The sequence below is a fragment of the Flavobacteriales bacterium genome (assembly GCA_016713875.1).
In the GTDB taxonomy this organism is placed as follows: domain Bacteria; phylum Bacteroidota; class Bacteroidia; order Flavobacteriales_F; family PHOS-HE28; genus PHOS-HE28.
In genome coordinates this window covers 204,907-223,290 of the sequence record JADJOI010000002.1, presented here as the reverse complement: position 1 = coordinate 223,290, position 18,384 = coordinate 204,907, and the positions used below count along the sequence as shown (strand labels likewise).

At 63.0% G+C, this 18,384-nt stretch carries 15 protein-coding genes; 7 read left to right on the top strand and 8 right to left on the bottom strand.

The window, feature by feature from the left end:
* Positions 1 to 88 precede the first annotated feature (88 nt).
* The 7 genes from IPJ87_01110 to IPJ87_01080 all read right to left on the bottom strand — a co-directional run bounded on the left by IPJ87_01110 (position 89) and on the right by IPJ87_01080 (position 11,009).
* Entirely contained in the window at positions 89 to 2,305 is a 2,217-nt protein-coding gene (locus tag IPJ87_01110) for an energy transducer TonB (protein ID MBK7940475.1), read from the bottom strand.
* Positions 2,306 to 2,314: 9 nt separating this feature from the next.
* Positions 2,315 to 4,600: a hypothetical protein gene (locus IPJ87_01105; GenBank protein ID MBK7940474.1), complete on the bottom strand. Its 2,286-nt coding sequence runs from the start codon at positions 4,598 to 4,600 to the stop codon at positions 2,315 to 2,317.
* Between the two features lie 8 nt (positions 4,601 to 4,608).
* On the bottom strand, positions 4,609 to 5,292 hold the full coding sequence (locus IPJ87_01100; protein MBK7940473.1) for a hypothetical protein: 684 nt from the start codon (positions 5,290 to 5,292) through the stop codon (positions 4,609 to 4,611).
* 10 nt (positions 5,293 to 5,302) lie between these two features.
* Entirely contained in the window at positions 5,303 to 7,393 is a 2,091-nt protein-coding gene (locus tag IPJ87_01095; protein MBK7940472.1) for a hypothetical protein, read from the bottom strand.
* A gap of 29 nt (positions 7,394 to 7,422) precedes the next feature.
* Positions 7,423 to 8,256: a response regulator transcription factor gene (locus tag IPJ87_01090; GenBank protein MBK7940471.1), complete on the bottom strand. Its 834-nt coding sequence runs from the start codon at positions 8,254 to 8,256 to the stop codon at positions 7,423 to 7,425.
* A 78-nt stretch (positions 8,257 to 8,334) separates the two neighbouring features.
* Complete coding sequence (locus IPJ87_01085) at positions 8,335 to 10,218, bottom strand: histidine kinase (GenBank protein ID MBK7940470.1); 1,884 nt, start codon at positions 10,216 to 10,218, stop codon at positions 8,335 to 8,337.
* Between the two features lie 8 nt (positions 10,219 to 10,226).
* Complete coding sequence (locus tag IPJ87_01080; protein MBK7940469.1) at positions 10,227 to 11,009, bottom strand: DUF559 domain-containing protein; 783 nt, start codon at positions 11,007 to 11,009, stop codon at positions 10,227 to 10,229.
* Between the two features lie 42 nt (positions 11,010 to 11,051).
* Between IPJ87_01080 and maoP the strand changes: the two genes are divergently transcribed.
* Entirely contained in the window at positions 11,052 to 11,600 is a 549-nt protein-coding gene (gene maoP, locus IPJ87_01075) for a DUF413 domain-containing protein (protein ID MBK7940468.1), read from the top strand.
* 132 nt (positions 11,601 to 11,732) lie between these two features.
* On the opposite strand, the gene IPJ87_01070 is transcribed toward maoP, so the two are convergent.
* The gene (locus IPJ87_01070; protein MBK7940467.1) at positions 11,733 to 12,632 is read right to left on the bottom strand and encodes a WYL domain-containing protein; all 900 of its coding nucleotides are present in this window, start codon (positions 12,630 to 12,632) and stop codon (positions 11,733 to 11,735) included.
* Between the two features lie 357 nt (positions 12,633 to 12,989).
* Between IPJ87_01070 and IPJ87_01065 the strand changes: the two genes are divergently transcribed.
* The 6 genes from IPJ87_01065 to IPJ87_01040 all read left to right on the top strand — a co-directional run bounded on the left by IPJ87_01065 (position 12,990) and on the right by IPJ87_01040 (position 18,273).
* A complete protein-coding gene (locus IPJ87_01065) occupies positions 12,990 to 13,586 on the top strand; it encodes a hypothetical protein (protein ID MBK7940466.1) in 597 nt (198 codons plus the stop codon).
* Between the two features lie 521 nt (positions 13,587 to 14,107).
* Positions 14,108 to 15,118, top strand: a complete 1,011-nt coding sequence (locus IPJ87_01060; GenBank protein MBK7940465.1) for an IS110 family transposase — start codon at positions 14,108 to 14,110, stop codon at positions 15,116 to 15,118.
* Positions 15,119 to 15,371: 253 nt separating this feature from the next.
* Positions 15,372 to 15,701, top strand: coding sequence for a winged helix-turn-helix transcriptional regulator (locus IPJ87_01055; GenBank protein ID MBK7940464.1), 330 nt, complete (start codon positions 15,372 to 15,374; stop codon positions 15,699 to 15,701).
* A 33-nt stretch (positions 15,702 to 15,734) separates the two neighbouring features.
* Positions 15,735 to 16,145, top strand: a complete 411-nt coding sequence (locus IPJ87_01050; GenBank protein MBK7940463.1) for an arsenate reductase ArsC — start codon at positions 15,735 to 15,737, stop codon at positions 16,143 to 16,145.
* Positions 16,142 to 16,789: an aquaporin gene (locus tag IPJ87_01045; GenBank protein MBK7940462.1), complete on the top strand. Its 648-nt coding sequence runs from the start codon at positions 16,142 to 16,144 to the stop codon at positions 16,787 to 16,789. Before IPJ87_01050 ends, IPJ87_01045 begins: the two co-directional genes overlap by 4 nt.
* On the top strand, positions 16,786 to 18,273 hold the full coding sequence (locus IPJ87_01040; protein ID MBK7940461.1) for an MFS transporter: 1,488 nt from the start codon (positions 16,786 to 16,788) through the stop codon (positions 18,271 to 18,273). Before IPJ87_01045 ends, IPJ87_01040 begins: the two co-directional genes overlap by 4 nt.
* The last annotated feature ends 111 nt before the right edge of the window (positions 18,274 to 18,384 follow it).

Below are 18,384 nucleotides of genomic sequence, written 5' to 3'. Positions count from 1 at the left end.
AGGCCGCGGGCGGGGCGGTGGGTGTTGGGGGTTATGGCTTTTGGCTCTTGGTCCTTGGTCCTTGGCTGAACCGGTAGGTCCGAGCATATCATTCGTTCAGGCTGAAGTCCACCGTTACCATCGTTGCAACTGCGACCGGTGAGCCTTTGACCGTACCCGGCGACCACTTCGGCATAGCCTTTACCAATCGCAAAGCCTCCGCATCAAATCCTGGATAGCCTGAGGCCAGAACCTTGATGTTCGTTGGGTGTCCATCGCTTCCCACCACGAAACGGACCCTGACCTTCGCGACATGTCCCGCGTTCCTTTCCGTTTGTGGGTATGCTCGGCTGGCCAAATAGGCCTTCAATCCTGAACGGCCTCCGGGGAACTCCGGTGCGACATCCACTTCTTGCTCCGTGTAGACCCTGTACCCGGGCTCCACTTTGACAGTGGCCTGTGTGATCGGTCGGCTCTCGATCGGCGCGATCGTTCGCACGGGATCTTCAGGTGAAACTGGAGCTGAACGCACCACCGGCTGGATCCCGACCAGTTCGTCCATGAACGCGATGCGCCCTGTGGTCGGGTCGCCTTCCTCCTTTGAGATGGTCTTTCTGACCACCAAACGCCATCCTTCGCCGTCCTTGGGCAGTGCCTTGATGGGATATCCATCGATCAGTTCGGATGGGCAGTGGAAGGACCGCTTCATCATTCCGGAGGGACCTTCCACATTGAACCATGCGAAACAACGCCCGGTGCTGCAGTCATAGCTGGTGAACTGGCCGACCAACGTATCCAGTTGGGCCTCCAGGCTGTCGCGCAATGCCCGGAGTGCCTCAGCACGGGACTGGCGGGTGGACTCGATGGAACGTGCGTAGGCATCCAGGGCCACCGCAGTGGCTTGCCGACCCCAAGAAGCTCTGCGGCCATCGAAATGAATGCTGTCCGTGTGGTAGCTGATCGAGATCCGATCGCCCCCGGTCCTGTACACCAGGCTGTCGGGCAGTGCAATGGTCCGATGGTGCAACATGAACTCCGCCCTGAGCTTCCGGTTCGCCAGGTACAGTTCGTGCGTGACGTGGATCGCTCCATAGGGGTCCGCCGTGTACTGCGGTGCAGGCACGGTGAACGTGTCGACGGTATCCACCCCGCGATGATCCCTGAATCCGAATCTGCGGCCCTCGTACGTGTTGAACAGCGATCGGACCTGTTGATGTTCGACGCTGGTGAGCTCATGTCGCCTGCCCGCTTCGATCATCATGCCCGCCAGGGGGTGCAGCGCATAGAGGATGGCCAAAGCGGTCCCGAACACCCAGACCTGCGCGGTCGTCAGCGGGGTGGCCACACGTCCGGTGCGTTCGTTGACCGTGAGGACCAGCCCAGCGCAGACAAGGATGAACAGGAAGATGAGCAGGACGGCTTCACGCTCCAGATAGACCAGGGCCACGGACCGCTCATCCACCAATGCGATGAGGGCCATGAGGCCCCTGAGCAGAAGGATGGCCGAGACACCGACCCAGACCAGGGAGGCCGTGCGCAAGCCCTTGACCAGGCCGTAGGCCAGAAGACCCAGGGCTGGTAATGTGACGAGGTGGCCGTGCAATGGCAGGGCGAGCACCAGGTAGAACAGCAGGCCAAGCAAGGCGCCCTCCCACGTGAACAATCGGGGCTCCGCACCTGCTGCCTCCAAGGGTCGCTGCCCTGCACCGATGGCCACATGCTTCGTGTTGTTGGCGATGGCGAACAGCACCTCCATGGAATCGCCCAGCCAGCGGCTGAACAGGATGATGAGGAATCCGCCGATCGGTGCGGTGATCACCGGCCAGGTCCAGTCGAAGGAAAACAGACCGCTCAGGACATGGAGCAGGGGCACTGCATCGAGCAGGTCCCGTGCCGGCATGAGCACGGGATAGGCCATGAGCCCGAAGAAGCCGACGAGCAGGCCGGACGACTCGCCCATGATCCGGACGAGGTGTGCCACCACCGGACCCACCATATAGACCTTGTGGCCTTGCGTATCCCGCTCGATGTCTTCCTTGCGCATCCACCACAACCGGGCAAGGACCAAGGCGATGAACAGGATGGCCGCCGCCAGGAGGATCGCCGCGCGCACACCTTGCACCGCGATCACGTAGTGCTGTTCGAAGTACAGCCGCACCAGCCCGTACAGACCGACCGAGACCAGCGCCACGGCCCACACGATGCCAGCGATGGCCAGGAGCACGGCGATCACCGCATAGCCCGTGCGCCAGGGACGGCGAAAGAAGTCGCCGCCATCGATCAGGGCGATGATCCGGTCGGTGAGGCGTGTCGTCCAGGACCACATACGGAATGGTCATTGGGGAGCGACGTTCACGATGCGCCGCAGGGTGGTGGAGTACACCAGCTCCCTCCGCGTCTCCGGATCGCTCTGAAAGTGAAACCCGATCGCAGGTTTCTCGAAGAACACGGTCTCGAACTCGGCGATGGACAGGTCATAAAGCAGGTCGCGGCTCGCCCGGGATCCGGAAAGGCGCCAATCGTCCACGGAGATCGGGTTGGGCTGGAATGCACCAGGTGCCAGTGACATGCGCACCCGCAGCATCTCCATCTCCTCACCGGCATTCTTGCCGGCATCCAAAGCACCTTCCAAAGGGACCGGGTATAGCTCCTCCCGATACGTGGCCCCTGTGAGGGTGCTGATCCAGAGTTCATGTTTCAACCCTCCCATGGGGCTGTTGCGGGTCACCACCCTGAAGGTGTCCAGTGCGTTGGATGAGCTGAATACATGCAGCACGGTGTACACGTGCACTGCTCCGAAGTCCGCCGGGCGTTCCGTGATCACCTTGTAGGCCAGCGTCACTTCGTCCGCGGAGGGTGTCGTTGATCCAGCATTATGCGACGATGAACCTGGGTGATCGTGTTGGCCAAGCGGCGCACCAGCCCCATTGTTCTGTGCGCCTCCGCGCGTCAGGTCCCCTTGTTGCGGTACCACTACAGGTTGATCCGGCGGCATTGGTGGCAAGCTCCCTGTCTGCATGGTGCCGCGAATACCTGATGGCATTGTGGTGGATGCGTTCGCGAGGAACCATTGATCCAAACAGGAACGCTGTTCCGCAAGCGCCCTGCGTTCTTCCTCCATCCATACCACCTGCAAAGGACCGGACTTGGTCACCAGCGTCAACTCGTTCGGCATCTGTTCGCGTACGGTCCGCCATTCCTGGTCGGTCAGGTGCATGCCATACCACGTGTTGCCATCCGGGCGCACCTCCGCCTCCACAGGCCGTAGGTCGGAGGCGATCACCATCCGCCGCCCATCGCCCCAGGCCAAGGTAGCGCGCATAGGCTGGGGGGGCGCTTCTGACGCCGGAAGCAACCGTATCCAAAGCCAGCGCTTCCCATCGGCACGCCCTGCCCACTGCACATGGAGGGCGTTCGATCTGGTTTGTGGTGTCAAACCGACCTCTTCCGTTCGCACTTGGGTGACCGTGCCATCTGTCAGCTCCAGGACCACCGCACATCCTGCGTACTGCGCATCCGTCATCGCAGGCGCCTCGGACTTTGGGGTCGGCACCACCGGCGGCATCACCTTTTCCTGGGAAGGGTTAGTCGGTGTGGGAGGTGGGGGCGACCCTTTTGGCGCAACCGGGTTCGTTTGGCCCTGAGGCGGTGCATCCGCCACCGGGATCGCGGTCAGTTCATCGGTGGTTGCGATCGAGTCATGCTCATGTGGTTCGACCTCGTTCCTACCTGGGCTGATCTCGTCCGCAGAACGCGTGCGCTCCTCATATCGACGCTGTCGGATCTCGGTGGAGCTCAGCGGTATTGCCCCTCCCCAGTTCGATGCCGGTGCTCTGCGTACCAACCGGAAGCAAAGGCCGAACCCTATGGTATAAGACCTCCAGTCAGATGAGACCCAATAGGTACTTATCCGTCGACTTTGCTCTGTGCTGCGCGATCCGCGAATGAACAGGCCAAGGCCACCTTTGAATTCGTATCCGAGCTCGGCATGCCCTTCTAGCATCGGGTTATAGCTCCCGTAGAACAGATCACGACTACCGGACTGGAACACATCGCTACCTGAAACGGTCTCATCCATGCGATACTCATAGTTCTCGCCGTTCTCGGCGGTCAACCCAAGCGTCCATCGTGTGCGTTGGATGGCGTATACAGGATATCCGAGCGTTCCTCCGATCCGGACCACCAGCCCGCGGGTGACCCGGAGCTTCAACCCGACCGAGCCTTCGAGGTGGAACACATCGAGCTGCCTGCTGCCTTGGGTGCTATACCATGTCCCGTTGGAAGAGTAGAGCAGATCCTCGAAAGGGGGTGCGGCGGAACCGAACTGGAAGTCCCCGGATAATTGCGCATAGGTCAGCGCTCCGCTCCACACGAAGGACACACGTCTGCTCTTACGAAGTGCCACGTCCAGGAGGAGCCCTGTGCGTGCCAGACCACCCGTCAAGCCGATGGGCGTCTGCCAAAGCTGACCATACAGCAACTCCGCATCGTACTTCGAACGATCCAACTGCACTTCGCGATAACCTCCCTCAACGAAGTACCCGAAATACTGGGCGGTCACAGCTTGCGCACCCCAACCCATGGTGGTCGCTGCGAGTGTGCTCACGATCACATTCCGCATGGTACTCATCACGGATTGGTTACCAATTGCGTGATCCGCACGGAGACACTATCCACCCCGCGTTCTGGATAAGGGGCGTCAATCTGGTCTGCCGCGATGTAGCCGCCGAATCGACCATCCTGGCCTACATATCGTCCATAGGCGTCCTCATATACGAGCACGCCATCCGCATAGTATTCGACATGGAAGGTGACCATGAGAGCGAAGACCGGAGGCACCAGAGCTACCGCCTGAAGGCAACATCCGCTGTCATTCTCAATCCCGAACGCTTCCACCAGCCGGTTGAGCGTTGGGCCATCGTACCCGACCTGAACATGGCAGACACCCTCCCCGCAGATGTCATCGGAAACCGAGCTGAACGCCCTTCGATCCATGTTCATGCACGGCCCCTCCAACCACCCGGCGATCCGGGTCACCATATACGGAACCACAATGGCGGATGCGGAGTCGGACACCGTACCACGCCAGATGCGCGAGCCGGCATCCACGAACCGGCAGCAGCTCCCATCGGGCGAGTTCGCGTCCGGATCGTAGTTGTCGTACTCCATGTCCGTGCAGCCGTACTGGTCCAGCTGTTCATTCTTCTGGCAGGCACCCAGCGTCAGCAGTAAGACGGCGCCAATGGCCCAAGAACTCGCGCTCATTCGAGTGTTCCGCTTGCTCGCTGTGCGGATGTGGTCAAGCTGTTCCATCGGTTCAGGTTCATCGTGTTTCCAACACCCCCACCCGCTCCTGCAGCCGGGCGATCTCGTCCAGCGCTTTCCGGAGCTCGGTGCGCAAGCGCTCCAGCTCCCCCTCGCCGGGTTCATTCGCGGATATCGGGGTTCCGTCCGTGTTCTGTTCGTACACGAGCCGCTCTCCGCTGAGGCGCTCCACCAGCCGCACCACGCGCAACATGTCCACGTTGATGCGCCGGCCCACGCTGCGGTTCTCCGACCAGTAGGACCAGGCCATGGGCTCGGACCTTGGGGCAAGACTGAAATTATGCGGGGAGAACGAGGTGACGTTCCCGGCGCCATCCATAGCACGTAGCTCGTATGTGCCACCGTTCAGTGCTGCGAAGATTAATCCACCGTTCGGTATCGGCGCATTGGGCGCGATGCCTGCCTCGATCGCCAACACCTTGGTGCCACCGCCGAAGGCGCTGCAGCCCACACCCAGGTTGTCGTTGATGCGCACGAAGTCGGTGTCGAAGTCGCCGTAGATGAGCGGTGCCGTGCCGGGACCCATCTGGATGAACAGCTTGTCGGACACCTGCTGGCCGTATCCGGCACCGGTGCCGATCGCCACGTTGCCGGTGCCGGTGTAGTTGTCACCCAAGGCGCCTCCGCCGATGGCGATGTTGTTGCCTCCGGTCTGATGTTCTTCCATGGCGAACGCACCGATGGCGATGTTGCCGTCGCCCTGCACCATATCTCGCAAGGCGTCGGCGCCGATGGCTACATTCCCTTGGGAGCCATCCGCCAATGAGAGGGCCACCGCACCGATGGCCACGTTGTTCCAACCGTTGACCAACGAAGTCAGGGAAGATGCACCCACGGCTACGTTGTAGTAACCGATGGTGTTGGAAAACAAGGAACCTGACCCGAGCGCGGTATTGAAGTATCCTGTGGTGTTCATCTGCAGGCTGAATGCGCCTAACGCACTGTTTTCGAATCCGGACTGCACAGACCTGAGGGAACGGGAGCCCACCCCTGTGTTGTAGTACCCAGAAGTACAATCCACAAGAGACTGATAGCCGATGGCAGTGTTCCAAAGCCCGGTATTCGACGACGGTGTAGGCGAACCACGTAGCGCTTCGTAACCAACGGCCACATTCGAGTTCACGTAACTCGTAGTTTGGTCGTTCGCGAACCGCATCGCCAATGCACCTATGGCAGTAGCATTTGAACCAGCGACATTATTCTGAAGTGCCAGGACACCATGAGCCGTGTTCGAGATGCCGGTGACGTTATAGCGTAGAGCCTGTGCTCCGGCCGCGGTGTTATTGAAACCCCCATCGTTATGTGTTAGTGAAGAGCCGCCAACGGCGGTATTCTGGGTGCCTGTGTTGTTCATATATAGGGCACCGCTTCCGACCGCTGTATTGTTATATCCTGTTGTGTTGCTGTATAAGGAGGACATGCCAACAGCGGTATTTGAACTGCCGGAGGTGTTCTGCGCAAGTGACGAATGACCGATCGCAGTATTATACCAGCTGGTCGTACTTGTGGACATAGCCGATGCTCCAACCACTGTGTTGGCACTACCCGTGGTGTTCTGGATTCCGGCGTGGTAGCCGATAAGAACATTGCCGTTTCCTGATAGGTCATCATTCAAGCCCGCACCCTCACCGATGAACACGCTCTCACCTGTGTTCAGCGTCTCGATCTGTCCTTGTGTGGTGATCCGTACCCTGGGCTGACCATCCGTCCTGATCTCGAGCGGAGTCGCATCGGTCGTTCCGAGAAAATTCGTTCCCATTATCGTCCCCGCATTCCCCGTCAACCCCCACCCCGCACCGCCACCCCCGATCTGCACCCACTGCGCGCCGTCCCAATACCAATATCCCTTCGTGGTGGTGTCGTAGACCGTGAGTCCCTCGTCCGCTGCCCCCAAGCCGGCGATGGCCGTGCGCTCCGCCGTGGTCATCCGAGGCAGCAACACCCCCCGGTCATGGGTGCTGCCATCCACGTCCAGCAACGCATGGGGGTTGGGCGGCGCGCCGGTGTCGTTGATGGCGATGCCCTGGCCGTGGATGCTGCTCACCGGCAGGAGGCCGAGGAGCAGGAACACTGCGCTGGTCCATTGCATCCGTCCACACGCGTTCATGTTCCTAGGATTCACGCCCCGCGCTCGTGTTTCAGTGCGGCAAGCACCTCCTGCACCCTGTCCCTGGCGATGGGCACCGACGTGCCGTTGCTCATCTGCAAGCGGTCGCCGTCGTGGCGGGTGTAGCCGCGCACGTGCGCCGGGTTCACCAGGTGGCTGCGGTGGGTGCGCAGGAAGCCGGGCCCGAGCTCCTTCTCCACATCGCCTAGGGGGCGGGAGACGGTCATGGGCCGGGCCTCGTGCTGCAGGTGCAGCTCGGTGTAGCTGCCCTCGGCATTGGCCGAGATGATCTCCGACAGCCGCACCCGGGTGAAGCCCGTGGCGGTGGGCACCTCCCACCACGCGCGGGGGGCCGCCTGGGGCACATGCCCCTCCTGCACGGCCTGGGCGCGCAGGGCCACCCGTTGCAACGCACGATCGAGGGCCTGCACGTCGATCGGCTTCAGCAGGTAGTCCACGGCGTCGAAGCGGAAGGCGCTCAGCGCATGCTCCGCGTTGGCGGTGGTGACGATGACCCGCGGTGCGGAGGGCCCGAGCTGTTCCAGCACGGAGAAGCCCTGCACCCCATCGCGCAGCCCGATGTCCAGGAAAAGCAGGTCGGGCCGGTGCCGCGTCACCAGCTCCAACGCATCGGCCACCGTGGTCGCGATGCCGAGCACGCGAACTTGCGGATGGCGCAAGGCCAGCAGGTTCTGCAACAGGTCGGCGAGGGGGCGTTCGTCCTCGACGATCACCGCCTTCATGGCCGGTAGTGGATGGGTGCCCATGGTGCCCTGACCGCGCTCCAACCAAGGTATCACTTCCACATCGGCGCGTGGGGACGGGAGGTCCGCTGCGCGTTTCATGGCCGCAAGCTCCACATGCGGATGCGGATGCCCCGCCTCGATCCCATGGATCGTCGGATCGGATCCACGGATCGTCGCCTAGCTGATGCGGATCGTCGGCAGGCGGAGGACCACCCGGGTGCCGCGCTCCACCGGGTCGTATCGATAGCTGCCCGCCCGGCCACAGCGCCGGCTCAACGCCTTGAGGCGGGCCCCGGTGATGCGTGTGCCCCATGAGCCCGGGAAGGCCTGGTCCGGCGGGTTGCGCAGGCCCGGTCCGTTGTCCTCGACGGCCACCACGAGCACACGGCCGTCCAGCGTGAACCGCACATCAATACGGCCGCCATCCGATAGGGCCTTCACCCCATGCTTCACCGCGTTCTCCACCCAGGGCTGCACCAGCATCGGCGGCAGATGCACGGCGTCGGGGTCCAGCGCCCGTTCGATGTGCAGGGCGAATTGGAAGCGCCCGCCGCACAAGGCCTGCTCGATGGCCAGGTAGTTGGCCAGGGCATCCATCTCCTGGCGCAGGGTGATGGCCTCGGCGGCGGAATGGTCCAGGGTGTTGCGGAAGAACCGGTCGTAGCGCACCAGCATGTCGTACGCCCGCTCGCGTTCCTCCTTCAGCACGTAACCGCTCAGGCTGGCCATGGCGTTGCCCACGAAGTGCTGATCGATCCGCAGGCGCAGGGCCGTGGCCTTCTCCCGCTCCATGTGGGCGCGTTGCCGCAACATCAGATAGGCCGCAGTGGCCACCAGCACCACCAGGATCAGCAGGGCCCACAGGCGGTCGTTGGACCGCTGGGCCTCGTGGGCCTCGCGCAAGGCCAGCTCCCGGCGGGCCGACTCCTGTACCAACGAGCGGCGCAGCAACCGCTCGCGGGCGTATGCGTTCACCATGCGCTCGTTCAGCTCCCAGTACTCACCATACGCGTCGTAGGCACCCTTCCAGTCGCCCGCCTCGCGCAAACTGTTCATCACGCAATGCCAGCCGTCCCGTTGCAAGCGCAGGATCCCGTGGCGGATCCCATACTCCAGCATCACCCGGCACTCGGGCAGGGCCAGTTCAGGCTGATGCTCACGGAAGTGCAGCTGCCCCATGTTCTCGTGGATGTGCACCAGCAGGAACGAATCCTGCAGGGCTCGCGCCAACGCCAGTGCAGTATCGTTGTGGGCCCTCGCGCGGTCAAGGTCCTCCATGTTCATCGCGATCAGCGTGGTGTTCGCATGGATGCGCGTCAATTCCAGGCTGTCCCAGGCCTGCCGGGCCAGTGCGCGGGCCGTGTCCATGTACAGCTTCGCCAGGGGCAACGAATCCACTTCGTCATCCTCGGCCATGGCCATCGCACGGCGCCCGTAGCTGGCGGCCAGTCCGGCGCGGTCGTTCAGGGCCCTGTAGATGCGGTCGCAGGTGTCCAGGTGGGCGTACACCGCCTTGGACTGCCGACCGACATACAGTGCATTGGCCAGCCGCATGCGGATGGCGGCCATGGCTTTGCGGTCGTTGCGCCGAGTGGCCCCGTCCAGTGCGGTCTCCAGATGCTCCACTGCGCTCACCAGGTCGCCCATGCGCAGGTACACCTCGCCCTTCACCTGCTCGGCGCGCTCCCGCGCCACCGTGCCAGGCAGCGTGGCCGCGATGGCCAACGCGGTATCGGCGTGTTCCATCGCCGTGTCCAGCTCCGATAGCTCCAGGTATGCACGCGCCAGCCGCTCATGGGCCTGTCCGGCCTCCTCGCCGCGCCCCCAGGTGGCTGCCAGTTGCCTTGCCTCCCGGGCCCAGCGCAAGGCCAGCCGGGGTTCGGTGCGCAGCAGGCTGTCGCTGGTCGCCAGGGCGCGGGCGATGAGCTGCCGGGCTTGCGCAGGGCCCGCCCGGTCCTGCGCCCGGAGCAGGGCCGTGGTCGCGAGCATCAACAGCACGCTCACGCCCCCGATCACCTGCATGGTCGGCCGGGCTTTCCTGGTGCTGGTGAGTCCGTGCATGGGCTTGCTCAATGGGTGGGCCGGTCCTCCGGATGCCACAGGCCGCCGCAGCGGGCCACGCTCTCCTGCACCAAGCTCAAGGTGCCGGGCAGGTCGTTCTTCAGGGCGCTGGTGGTGAAGTGCATCACGCTCCACCCCACGCTTTGCAGGATGTTGCTCCTTCGCTTGTCCTTCTCAACCGCGCTGCGCCGCATATGCACCTCGTCGCCGTCGCACTCCAGACCAAGGGAGCGCTCCTTGCAGAACACGGCGATGTCGATCTTGAACCGGGCCGGGTCCACCACCACCTCGTACTGCCGCTCACTGGGAATGCCCAAGTCCATCAGTCGGTTCCACAGGAGGTTCTCCAGTGGGCTGTCGTTGAACAGGAAGTTGATCTCCGGGGCGGTGAGCAGTTTGGCGAGGGTGGTGGGCGCGAAGAGCAGCCGCCGCGGTTTGCGGCTGTGGATGGGGTTGGGCAGCGGGCGCAGGTCCTCCACGGCCAGCACGAAGTAGTCCTGCTCCGCGCTGCGGTGCTGCGGCTCGTCCAGCAGCTCTTTTCGCTTCCGGATGGTGATGCCCGCCACCTTCGCGTACCAACGGATGGAGTACTTCTCCACCCCGAACTCGCTGGGGAAGTAGAAGGCCAGGTGGGAGATGCGGCCGTCCTTCACCATGGCCGGGGCGTTGCGTACGGGGATGCGGTACCAACTTTGTGTGCGGATCAACTCCCAGTCGCGCCGCGAGGGGACGATGGCGACGAGGGCGGTGTTGATGTCCGGGGCCGTCCGGCCCCTTGTGTAGCGATCCACTTTTCAAGTATACGACGATCCGCGATCGCTCCTTAATTTGCCATGGTGAGCAGTGAGCGCGAACGGCATCGGGCTTTGGCGGCCCGGAAGGAGTTCACCTGTCCATGCGAATGGCGGGTGTTCAGCGCGGAGGAGCTGGCCCTCATCCGGCGCAGGGGCCATTGGTACCGGGGCCTCAGCGAAGGCACATTGACCCCGCTCACCGAGGCCCAACTCACCTTCGTGGCCGCCGTGCACGGCGAGCAGAAACCGGAGGAGCCTCACGCAGCCGCATGGTGGAAGGTCCTGCACCGCTTGAAGCTCGAACAGGAACACGGCCCCGCCATGCACAGTGCGTACCAGATCGACGCGGATACCTTTTTCAACCGGGATATGGTCAAGCACGTACGTCGCACCATGGGCGGCGTGAACCTGCGGGAGAATAAGCGAGGTGATCGTGTGCTGCGATCTGCGGATGGCCATGTTCCGGGCGATCCGTGTGCAGGGGAAGTGGTACGCCGCAATGCGAAGACCTATGCGGCCGTCCGACATCCATGGCACCGGATGCCCCCATCGACCGATGGTTCCGCCCCTGTGAACACATGTGGATAGTGCACCAGGAGATAGTTGTAGAGAGAGCGCGCGATGGAGTGCTCCCCTCGTCGCAGATGCAGCAACGTGCTTGGGCCCTTGGCGAGGATGTTGAGCAACTTCAGGACTTTCCGCTGCTCGGCGTGCAACTGTCTATGGTGATAATGCTGGAACTCGGGCCAGCGCTCGGGTGAATGCCCGAACCACGCGAACAACCTTTTGCGAGCCGTGCAGCGGTTTCGACGCGATGTACGGCCAAAGCCCCATGCTCACGCGGATGTCCACCTGTTGCACTTCGGTATCCGGCACCGTCACGCCCACCACATCCTCGAAGAACTCGGCAAAGTCAATGTCCTCGTTGATCTCGTATTTCCCCTTGACAACCACAACGTGCTGGATACGGTCCAAGGCCATGTTGGTGAGGCTCTCGAACTCCTCGTTGAGCCCGAACACGAACCAACGGTTGTTGTACTGCTTCAGGTAGTAGGGATGGAAGCGGAGCTTGCTTGGCTTGGCCTGCTTGAAGCCCTGATAGCTCACCTCCAACACCTGCTTACCAAGGATTGCTTGGAATAATGTGGTGATGTGCTCACTGCCCTTCAGGTAGGGGTTCTCCTCGAACTCGATGATGCGTTCCGCCCCTTGCCGTAGGCCGAAGCCCGCCTCCAAGCGCGCCACCAACTCGTCCACCCACTCGAACTGCGGCATGCCCTTAAAGCGGCTCAGAGTCAGGAGCGCCTCCTTGAGTTGTTGGGCCTCGTCCTCGTTCAGCGGGCGCTTGTTGATGGAGAAGTCTGGGTCCTCATACCTATACCACACCCGCTTCCCCTCAGTGTGCCGCTCCAAGGGGATGGCCCAACCTTGGTCGCTCTCCATGTACTTGATGTCCTCGAATAGCTGGCGGCGCTTGATGCCCTTGGTTTTGCCCGTGTATTCATACAGCGCTGCGTTCACAGCCTCCAACAGATCCTCCCAGAAGTACTGCTTACCACGCATCCGGAAGCAGCGGTCCAGCGCCTGGTACCGGATGAGGGCGTGTTTGTTGGTGGGCATGGGTGGGGTTGAAATTAGGAACCCACGACCAACAGGAACTATCGGCGGATACCCTGCCAAGGGTCGAGGGCTCCCGACCTCCGCCAACCTCTTTACCTACCTACCCAATAACCTAAAACCCACCCCGCCCGCTCCGGGCGCGGGCCCTGGACCGAGGGCCTGCCGTCGCGCCTCCGGCGGGCGGGCCTCGCTGTACCAAAAGAAACCCGGACCCACATGGAAACCCGTGGGTGCAGGCACGTGGAAAAACGTGGGTGGGGAGGGGCAGGAGCAGGGGCAGGAGCAGGGGCCATGCCTTCGCCAAAGGCTTCGGCAGGCAAAGCAGGGGCAACGCGCTCGCTGCACTACCTTCAGCCCATGCCCTTTGCCACCGGACCCTGGCATGTGCCGCCGCAGCTGCCGGAGCACCCTGCGGACCTGTGCCTGGTGCAGGTGGAGGACCCCTGGCGGCACCGCTGGCACCACGCGCTGCGGTATGCGCGGCACGGCTGGTGGTTCGAGGACGGCACGGCCCTGAGCGGATCGCTGCGGGTGCTGCGCTGGGCCTACATCGCCGATAGCGTGGAGCGGATGAGCGAGGTGCCCTGGACGGGCGAGCTGCCGGCGGAGAGCCGGCTCTTTGTGCACCGGGCCATCACCGACCACGAGAACGTGCGGCTGCTGACGGCCTACATCGGCGATCTGCTGGCGCGGAACCAGTGGCTGCTGGGGGCGGTGGAGCGGGCGCGCGAAGTGCGGGGCGACCCCACCAATGCTCTGCGCGCCGAGGCGCGGCGGCTGAAGGGCCTGCTGAAGCACGAGCAGGATGTGCGGGCCGACCAGGTGGAGTCGTTCAAGCGGCAGCGGCAGAGCAGCGGTGAACGCATCGTGAAGCTCACGGCGGAGGTGGCGGGCCTGCAGCGCGCGCTGCTGCTGATGCGGAAGCAGCTGGAACAGCAGGGGCGGAAGGTGTGACGGCCTCCGGTCCGCCAACGCGAAGCGGCACACACGGCCACCGTGGCGATCTCCCATAGCCGGTCGGGATCAAGCCGAGATCATGTCCCCTCCTGAGCAGCGATCGCTCGCTGCTCCGCACAAGGAGGGGCACGGGGAGGTTTCAATCCGTAGAAGTTCCGGGGGTTCCTGAGTTGCTACCTCCCCCGGCCCCTCCTTGCCCTGCGCGTGGAGCGTTCCACGCGCAGGAGGGGAGTTTATTGCGGCAAGCCCCCTCCTGAGCAGCGACTCTACACTTGGACGCTTGGAAGATGAAGCATCTTCGAAGTGAACAATTCCTCCGAAGGAGGCTGAGCAGGATCACAGGTGAACCAGTCCGCTGCGAAGGTGTGATGACCTATAGCGATTATCGGTACCTGCGGTCCCTCAGGTCTGAGGCTTGGATAGAATGTGAGGCTCACGGCCTACTAGAGTTGTCAAGTTCAGGACCCGATGCTCAGCGCTCCCCCAGAGGATCGTGTGTCACCCAAAATTAAACGAACATGAAACACTGGATCGGGATCGACGTGAGCAAGGCGACACTGGATGTGGCCCTGTTGGATGAACGCGGGACACTGACCGCAGAGATCAAGGTGGAGAACACCACCAGGAGCGTGAAGGCGCTACTGCGCCGATGGACCAAGGAGTACACACTGGTCAAAGGGGAATACCTGGCTTGCCTGGAGCCCACGGGCTACTACGGCCATGCGCTGCTGGAAGTGTTGGTGGAATTGGAGATCCCCACCTGGCTTGCTCATCCCAACGACATCAAGCAGAGCATTGGCATGACCCGGGGGAAGAGCGACCGGGTGGATGCGCTCAGGATCGCCGACTACGCCCGTCGCTTCCAAGACAAGTCACGGTTGTTCACGGCTGACCAGCTGAAAATGAACAAGCTCAAGCAGCTCTTGAGCAAGCGCCAGAACTACGTGATGCGCAAGACCATGCACCAGCGGCAGATCAAGGACATGAACAAGCTCATGGACAAGGGCCTGCGCGGGCCGTTCACCCGGTTCGACAAGGCACAGATCAAAGCGCTGGACAAGGTGATCAAGGAACTGGAAGGCATGATCGAGGACACCATCAACGCGGAGCCCGAATTGAGCAAGCGCTTCGAGCTGCTGAAGTCCGTGGAAGGCGTTGGGCTCATCCTGGGCTCACACCTGCTGGCCCTCACCGACGGCTTCACGCGGTTCACCTCACCGCGACAGCTAGCTTGCCATGCCGGCTGCGCACCCTTCGAGAACAGGTCAGGCACCAGCATCAGAGGGCGCACCCGCGTATCGCACAATGCCAACCATACGCTCAAGGCTCTACTGCATGTCTCGGTGGTCGGCCTCATCCGGTTCCCCGGTGAGTTCCGCGCCTACTACGACCGCAAGGTGGCCGAGGGAAAACACAAGATGCTTGTCTTCAACGCCATGCGCAACAAGCTCATCCACCGTGTCTGTGCCGTGATCCGAAAGGGCGTGCCTTACGAGATACGAACACCCCTTGCACACGTCATAGAATAATCGCTCGCTGCTCCGCACAAGGAGGAGAACGGGGTGGTTTCGATCCGCAGAAGGTCCGGGCGTGCCTGAGCCGCTACCTCCCCCTGCCCCTCCTTGTTCGGCGCGTGGAGTGTTCCACGCGCAGGAGGGGAGTTTATTGCGGCAAGCCCCCTCCACCCCACCCCGCCGCGATCAACGTTCCATCACGGTCCATTCTTCTTCATATTGCGATGATACACATCCATCGTATTATTGCGATCTATTCAACGAACCGATGGGCGTCACCAAGACCGACCTCTTCACCGCACAGCAGAATCAGCTGGCCACCTGGGCCAAGGTGCTGGGCCATCCTGCCCGGATCGCCATCCTGCAGCACCTGCTGAAGCAGAACACCTGCATCTGCGGCAGTCTGGTGGAGGTGCTGGGGCTTGCGCAGGCCACCATCAGCCAGCACCTGCGCGAACTGAAGGACGCCGGCCTCATCACCGGCACCGTGGAGGGCACCAGCGTGTGCTACTGCATCGATCCCAAGGCCTGGGCCAAGGCGGAGGCCGCCTTCGCCAGGCTCTTCGCCGCCTACAAACCCATCGACACCTGCTGCTGACGAGCCCCCTTCGCCACAGTCGTGACGGAACCGATGCGCATCCTCGTCCTCTGCACCGGCAATAGCTGCCGCAGCCAGATCGCACATGGCTATCTGCAGCATTTCACCGGACCACGTGCCGAGGTCTTCAGCGCCGGCGTGGAAACGCACGGCCTGAACCCGCGCGCCATCGCGGTGATGAAGGAGGATGGCGTGGACATCAACCACCACACGAGCAACCACGTGGATGAATACCGCGACATCGTCTTCGACCACGTGATCACCGTGTGCGATAATGCCAGGGAACACTGCCCCTGGTTCCCCACCACCGCGCGGAAGCACCACCGCACCTTCACCGACCCGGCGAAGGTGGAGGGCACGGAGGAGGAGATCATGCATGCGTTCCGCACGGTGCGCGACGAGATCAAGACCTATTGCACGGACTTCATCGCGCGGCACGCATGAGTCGCTACGCCGCCGAGTTGCTGGGCACCTATGCGTTGGTGTTCGCGGGCACCGGCGCCATCGTGGTGAACGAGCAGACAGGTGCGCTGGGTCACTTCGGCGTGGCGGCCACCTTCGGCCTCATCGTGCTGGCCATGATCTATGCGTTCGGGGATATCTCTGGCGCGCACCTGAATCCGGCGGTTACGCTGGGGTTCGTGGTGGCGAAGCGCTTCCCGTTGTCGCAGGTTGCACCATACGTCAGCGCGCAACTTGGTGGTGCGTTCCTCGCCTCGCTCACGCTGCGCTTCCTCTTCCCGGAGAGTGTTACGCTTGGTGCCACGCTACCGGCGGGCAGCGACATGCAGTCGTTCATCCTCGAGCTTCTCCTTACTTACTTCCTCATGCTCGTGATCCTGCAAGTGGCACATGGCTCGAAGGAGACCGGCCTCATGGCGGGCATCGCCATCGGCGCCGTGGTGGGCCTCGAAGCGCTCTTCGCCGGGCCGATCTGCGGTGCGAGCATGAACCCGGCGCGGAGCATCGCGCCTGCGGTGGTCTCTGGAGAACTCAAGTCCTTGTGGTTGTACATCGTGGCACCCGTGCTCGGAGCATTGGCCGCCACGGGCACATGGCACTGGTTACGCAGAACACCAGCCGCATGAACACGATCCGCTTGGGCCTTCGTGCCAACTGGAGGCAATTCACCTTGCTGGTGATCGTGAACGCCTTCGTGGGCGGCATGGTGGGCATCGAACGCACGGTGCTGCCCGTGCTCGCGGAGCTGGAGTTCGGCATCGCCTCGCACGCGGCGGCGCTCAGCTTCATCATGGCCTTCGGCGTCAGCAAGGCGCTGGCCAACTACTTCACCGGCAGGCTCGCCGCGCGCTACGGCCGCAAGGCCTTGCTCGTTACCGGCTGGCTGCTCGCGCTGCCCGTCCCTTTCATGCTGATCTACGCGGATGCGTGGGCCTGGGTGGTGGCAGCGAACATCCTGCTGGGCATCCACCAGGGCTTCGCATGGAGCAGCACCGTGGTGATGAAGATGGACCTCGTGGGCGAGAAGGACCGGGGCCTCGCCATGGGCCTGAACGAGTTCGCCGGGTATATCGCAGTGGGTGCCATGGCCTTCCTCACCGGCTACCTCGCCGCGCACCACGGACCGCGTCCCGTGCCTTTTCAAGTGGGCATCGCATTGGCGGTGATCGGCCTGCTGATGACATTGCTGTGGGTGAAGGACACTACCCACCATGTCGCGGCCGAAGCCGCGAAGAGCGCGCTGCCGAAACTGAAGCGCGTATTCGTGGAGACCAGTCTCACGCACCGCACGCTGGGCCCGGTCACCCAGGCCGGCCTGGTGAACAACCTGAACGACGGCATGCTGTGGGGCCTGCTGCCCGTGTTGCTGCTCAACGAAGGTTTCGGTCCGGAACGCATCGGCCTCATCGCCGCCGTGTACCCCGCCGTGTGGGGCCTCGGCCAGCTCTTCACCGGCAAGCTCGCCGACCATGTGAACCGCCGCTCGCTGCTCATCATCGGAATGGTGCTGCAAGGCGTGGCGATCCTCGGGCTGCCCTTCGTGCATGCACAAGCGGCGTACATCGCGCTCAGCGCGGCGCTCGGTCTGGGCACCGCGCTGGTCTACCCCACCTTCCTCGCCGTGCTGGCCGCGCATACGCATCCTCAACAACGCAGCGAGGCTGTGGGCGTGTTCCGCCTGTGGCGCGACCTGGGCTATGCCATCGGCGCGCTGCTCACCGGCCTCATCGCCGACCGCTTCGGCATCACGGCTTCGATCCTCGCCGTCGGGGGCGTTACGGTACTGAGCGGGATCGTGGTGTGGCTGCGCATGCCCAGCGAGCGCAAGTGCCTGGAGCCGGAGGACCTGAAGCCCATGTTGGGTCGCAGCGATGTGCGCGTGGTGGATGTGCGCAGCGCGGAGGAATACGCGACCGGTCACCTGCCCGAGGCGGTGAACATCCCGCTTACCGAACTGCTGGAACGCGCGCGCACTTGGTCGCCGAAGGAGCGGATCGTCACCGTGTGCGCGAAAGGCGGCGGGCGAAGCGCGCAGGCCGCGCAGGTGCTCCGCGACCTGGGCTTCGAACGGACGTGGTGGCTGTGCGGGGGGACGGTGGGGTGGCGGTGAACGGTGTCGCGATGGAACCAGTGATACTGACATCACCCAGCCTCTTCTAGGCGTGGAACAGGGTATTCCGGACCGCGTGGGGGGCATCACACGGTCCAACAATGGAGCATT